An 850-nucleotide genomic window follows, 5' to 3' on the forward strand; every position below is an offset into this window, starting at 1 on the left:
TAGGCTGTGTTGACAAAAGGGATTCACAGGGCGGTCTGATCGTGATTCAAGCTGGTATCTGCGATGGAGACCAGCTTGGCACGAGACCTGATGTCGGACGAGGAATGGGCCTTCCACGAGCGCTTCATTCTGGCCGTCCGAGCCCCTAACGGGCGCAAACCCACGAACCACCGCCTTGTTCTGGATGGGATTTTCTGGATCGCGCGGACGGGCTCTCCCTGGCGCGACCTGCCGGAAGAGTTCGGGAAGTGGTCCAGCGTCTACCGTCAGTTCCGGCGCTGGACCCTGGCGGGGCTGTGGGAGCAGATCCTAGAGGTCCTGAACGAAAGTCGGGTCGCGCCGGATGGGCTCCAGATGATCGACAGCACCGTAGTCCGCGCCCATCATCAGGCAGCGGGCGCTAAAGGGGGACTCCGCGACAGGGTCTTGGCCGTTCGCGCGGTGGCTTCACGACCAAGATCCACCTCCGCGTCAATGGTGCCGGCCTGCCCATGAGATCGGACATCACACCGGGACAGACCTCGGACTATCTGGGCTTCGATCTGGTCATGGACGACAACCTGCCCGAGCCCCGCGTCCTGCTGGCGGATCGTGGCTATGACGCTGACAGAGTTCGCAAAACCATGGAGGATCGAAACGTCGTGCCAGTGATCCCGATGCGGAAATCCCGTAAGCTGCGCGTGGCCATCGACCGCAAGCTCTACCGGCTCCGCAACCTGGTCGAGCGGTGCTTCAACAAACTGAAGAACGCCCGCCGCGTCGCTACCCGTTACGACAAGACCGCAGAAAGCTTCCTCGGTTTCATCGACATCACATCAATCCGCCTCTGGCTCCGCCATTTGTCAACATG

At 61.3% G+C, this 850-nt stretch carries 1 protein-coding gene; it reads left to right on the forward strand.

Features of this window, described 5'->3' with window-relative positions; genetic code table 11:
• Positions 1-63 precede the first annotated feature (63 nt).
• Positions 64-850 (forward strand): IS5 family transposase gene (locus Q5Y72_RS19730; protein ID WP_305965088.1). Its coding sequence is split into 2 segments (ribosomal slippage), with 788 coding nucleotides annotated over them: positions 64-403 and positions 403-850; the frame shifts between segments, so codons are not numbered across the junction. This gene is flagged as partial in the annotation.

It is taken from the genome of Paracoccus spongiarum, assembly GCF_030732095.1.
GTDB lineage: Bacteria > Pseudomonadota > Alphaproteobacteria > Rhodobacterales > Rhodobacteraceae > Paracoccus > Paracoccus spongiarum.